Raw genomic sequence first — 4,350 nt, 5'->3', positions numbered from 1 at the left:
CAGGAGCTCGCGCTCAAGCCGGAGGCCCCGTTCACCGGCGCCGGCGCCAGCAGCGGCACCTTCGTGCGTGGCAGCGAGGTGGTGTCACTCGACGCCGGCGCCAAGGAAGGGCGCCTCGTGGAAACCCTGCGAGCCGTGCTCACCGAAGCCGAGCGCGTGCAGCGCCACGGCTTCCTCCCCAGTGAACTCGAACGCGCGCGCACCGCGACCCTGCGCGCCTACGAACGGGCCTTCGCCGAGCGCGACAAGACGCCGAGCGAGGCCTTCGTCGACGAGTACGTGAGCCACTATCTCTCGGGAGAGGGCTCCCCGGGCATCGCCTTCGAGTACGCGGCCATTGGCCGGCTGCTGCCCAACATCACGCTCGCCGAGGTAAACACGGTATCAGCCGGGCGCAGCGGCGCCGCCAATCGCGTGGTCACGGTGTCCGTTCCAGAGAAGGCCGGGTTGGCGGTTCCCACCGAAGCGGAGATCCGTTCGGTGTTCGGCGTGGTCATCGCTGCGAACATCGAGCCGTGGAAGGAGCAGGTGACCGAAGGGGCGCTGGTGACCACCGTGCCGACGGCCGGGCGCGTGGTGAGCGAAAAGACCATCACAGCGCACAACATCACCGACTGGACACTTTCGAACGGCGTGCGCGTGCTGGTGAAGCCCACCGATTTCAATGCCGATCAGATTCTCGTGTCGGCGTTCAGCCCGGGTGGCGCCAGCCTCGTGAGCGACGCCGACGTATTCAAGACCTCGCTCGCCCCCTCCATCATCGCGGCCGGCGGCGTGGGCAACTTCTCGGCGATCGATCTCCGCAAGAAGCTCACGGGGAAGGTGGCGAATGCACTGCCCAGCATCGCCGACCTGAGCGAGGGGATGAACGGTTCGGCGAGTCCAAAGGATCTCGAGACGCTGATGCAGCTGCTGTACCTGCGTTTCACGGCGCCGCGCGCCGACAGCACCGTGTTCGCCGCGCAAATGCAGCAATTCGAGCAATTCCTGAAGAACAAAGACGCCAATCCCATGGCGGTCTTCAGCGACACCATCCAGCAGACGCTCGCCAACGGGCATCCCCGTGCGCGCCCCCTCTCGGCGGCGCTGCTCAAGGAGCTCGATCTCAATGACATGCTCCGGATTTACAAGGACCGGTTCGGCGACGCCGGCGACTTCACCTTCTTCTTCGTGGGGAACGTGGACCTTGCGACGCTCAAGCCGTTGGTCGAGCAATGGCTGGGCTCACTCCCCGCCGCGGGGCGCAAGGAAGCGCCGCGCGACGCCGGCCCCAAGCAGTTCGCGGGCGTGATCGACAAGACCGTGCGCAAGGGCATCGCTCCCCAGAGCCAGAGCGTGGTGTTGCTGGCCGGCGCTGCCCCGTGGGGGCGCGAAGATGCCTATCTGCTCGACTCCATGGGCGAGCTGCTGCAGATGCGGTTGCTCGATCGCCTGCGCGAGTCGCTGGGCGGCACCTACTCGGTGAGCGTGAGCAGCGCGTTCTCCCGTCGCCTTCGTCAGGAGTGGCAGATCGCCATTCAGTACGGCAGTGCGCCGGAGAAGGCCGACTCGCTGTTCGCGGCCGTGCGCAACGAAATCGCCAAACTGCGAACCGCGCCCCCGACGGCAGCGGAAGTGGAGCGCGTGAAGGAACAGCAGCGCCGCGAGTTCGAGGTGGAGCTCAAGCAGAACGGCTACTGGCTGTCGTCGATGCGGAGCCGAGTGGAGAATGGCGACCCGCTCGAAACGCTCGGCGATTACCTCACGCTGATCAATGGGCTCTCGGCCGAGAAGCTCGCCGCCACCGCGAAGACGTTTCTCAGCGAGGAGAACCGGGCGCGGTTCGTGTTGCTACCGGAATCGTCGAAGTAACCGGCATTTCTGGAGAAGGGGAGAAAGGGGGGAACTGATATTGGGAGAAAAAGGGAAAAGGAGAAAAGGAGACAGGCATTTTCGCGATGATGGCCGTGGCTCCTTGGGGATGTCTCTTTTTCTCCCACCCTCCTTTTCTCCCAATTTCAGTTCCCCCTTTTCTCCTTTTTCTCCGCGGTGCGCACGGAATCCCTGTGTGCGCGAATGACCCGCCGTATTGCCTCACTGACATCGCCATTAGCGGCCGCGTAGACCGAGTCGAAGCGATCGAGCCGTTCCGCGTACACGCGGCGCGCCATCAGCACGGCGTTGTTGAGCGGCACCTTGGCCACCCATCCCGCGGGATAGGTGCGCAGCTCTGGCCCGATGCTGTCCACGAGGCGACGCCGGGCGCGGGCATACACCGTGTCGCGCGCGGCGATGCGCGCGGTCGAGGCAGTGTCGGGGAGCGTCGCGAACACGCTGTCGATCTCCGTCGCCGTACGCTCCCAGAATTCGCCCAGGAGGCGGTCGTCGTGCCAGTCGTCCTGCGCACGGCGCAGCAACAGACTGTCCCCCCTGGCGCGGAAGAAATGCTCGGCCCCACGACCGCCCACGAAGGTGGCGAAGCTTTCGTTGAAGCTCACCTGCCCTTTCGCGAAGAACGTAGTGTGCAGCAATTCGTGCAGCACCGTGTTCACGAGCGTCACGCTGTCGGCCTTCACCGTGGTGCTCACCAGCGGGTCGTTGAACCACCCAAGCGTGCTGAACGCGCTCGACGGTCCCATGGTCACGTCGAATCCCTCGTCGCGCAGTGACTCGGCGGTTTTCTGCGCCTCTCCGAAATCAAAGAACCCCTTGTACGGGAAGCGGCCGACCACGGGGAACCACCATGTTTTCCGTTCGAGGCGGTCCCGGTAGGCGGCGGAGACCACCAGCACCAGGGTGTCCCGATCGAGCGGCGAGAAGGTAGTGAAGCTTTCGTCGGCCTTGAGCTGCAGCGAGTCGATGGCGAACTGCCGCGCTTCGAGCACGAGGGCCAGTTTGGCCCGCAGGGCCGGCGGGGTATTGTCTCGCGCGACCAGTTTTTCAATCGGCTGCCGGCGGGCGAGGATCTTCGCTTCTTCATACGCGGCGCGCGAGATGTAGCACCCCATGGGGGTCACGCCGAGAAAAAGCACCACAAGGGTGGCGCCCGCCGTGCCGAGGCGCGCCAGAAGACGCCGCCAATTGGTGCGGTAGCGGTGGAGACGCTGCCTGATTGGCAAGTGGTGCCGCGGCTCAGTCTGGGGAGGTATCATTCCGCATCATGTCGTTCGTTCACCTGCACTGCCACTCGGAATATTCGCTCCTCGACGGCGCGAATCGTATCGATGATCTGATCAAGCGCGCACAGCATTTCGAAATGCCGGCGCTTGCGATCACCGATCACGGTAACATGCACGCCGCCTGGGAGTTTCAGGAGAAGGCCAAGAAGGCCGGCGTGAAGCCCCTTCTGGGGATGGAAGCGTATGTGGCGCCTGGCGACCGGCGCACGCGCGGCCGTCCGGCGCCTGGCGTGAAGCCGTACTACCACCTGGTGCTGCTCGCCCGCGACCTGCAGGGCTACAAGAACCTCTCCAAGCTCTCCTCGCTGGGCTACACCGAAGGGTTCTATACCAAGCCGCGCATCGACCGCGAGTTGCTGGCCAAGTATTCCGAAGGGCTCATCGTCACGTCGGCGTGCATGGCTGGCGAAGTCGCCAACCATCTGCTCGACAACCGGCTCGACGAGGCGCGTGAGGCGGCCGCGTGGTACGCCGAGCTGTTCAAGGGGCGCTACTTCCTCGAAGTGCAGGCGCACACGAGCGAGGGGCAGGCGGGGCTGAATGCCAAGGTGCTGAGCCTGGCCGACGACCTCGGGCTGCCGGTCGTGGCGACGAACGATGCGCACTTCCTCAAGCACGAAGATCACGACGCGCACGACGTGCTGCTGTGCATCGGGCTCGGCAAGGACCGGAACGACAAGGACCGGATGAAGTACGACGACGGCCTCTACTTCAAGAGCGCCGACGAGATCCGTCCGTTCTTCCCCGGCCGCGAGGACGTGCTCACCAACACGCTGGCGATCGCCGACAGTGTGGACGTGCAGTTCGCAAAGAAGTACTACGTACCGAACTTCCCGCTGCCCGAGGGGATCGCTACCGAGAACGACCTGCTGGTGAAGCTGGCCACCGAGGGCGCCAAGGAGCGCTACGGTGATCCGCTGCCGCCGCATGTGCAGGAACGCCTCGACTACGAACTCGGGGTGATCACGAAGACCGGGTACTCGGGCTACTTCCTCATCACGGCCGACTTCATCAAGGCGGCCCGTGATCGCGGTATTCCCGTGGGACCGGGTCGTGGGTCCGCGGCCGGCTCGCTGGTGGCGTACGCCACGCGAATCACCGACGTGTGTCCGCTGGAGTTCGACCTGCTGTTCGAGCGCTTCCTGAATCCGGAGCGCGTGAGCATGCCCGACGTCGACGTGGACTTCTGCTT

The 4,350-nt window shown here is 64.9% G+C and carries 3 protein-coding genes; 2 read left to right on the top strand and 1 reads right to left on the bottom strand.

Annotation, left to right across the window (positions count from 1 at the left end):
• The coding region (locus ACIQ6O_RS13430) for an insulinase family protein (protein ID WP_396208298.1) at window positions 1-1,851 on the top strand (1,851 nt) is incomplete at its 5' end.
• Window positions 1,852-1,997: 146 nt separating this feature from the next.
• On the opposite strand, the gene ACIQ6O_RS13425 is transcribed toward ACIQ6O_RS13430, so the two are convergent.
• Window positions 1,998-3,098 carry an aminopeptidase gene (locus ACIQ6O_RS13425; RefSeq protein ID WP_396208297.1) on the bottom strand — a complete coding sequence of 367 codons (1,101 nt, stop codon included), beginning with the start codon at window positions 3,096-3,098 and terminating at the stop codon, window positions 1,998-2,000.
• Between the two features lie 41 nt (window positions 3,099-3,139).
• On the opposite strand from ACIQ6O_RS13425, the gene dnaE reads away from it, so the two are divergent.
• On the top strand, window positions 3,140-4,350 hold a 1,211-nt coding region (dnaE, locus tag ACIQ6O_RS13420), incomplete at its 3' end, for a DNA polymerase III subunit alpha (RefSeq protein ID WP_396208296.1).

The sequence above is a fragment of the Gemmatimonas sp. genome (genome assembly GCF_044345575.1).
GTDB lineage: Bacteria > Gemmatimonadota > Gemmatimonadetes > Gemmatimonadales > Gemmatimonadaceae > Gemmatimonas.
This window is presented reverse-complemented; position numbering and strand designations above follow the sequence as displayed.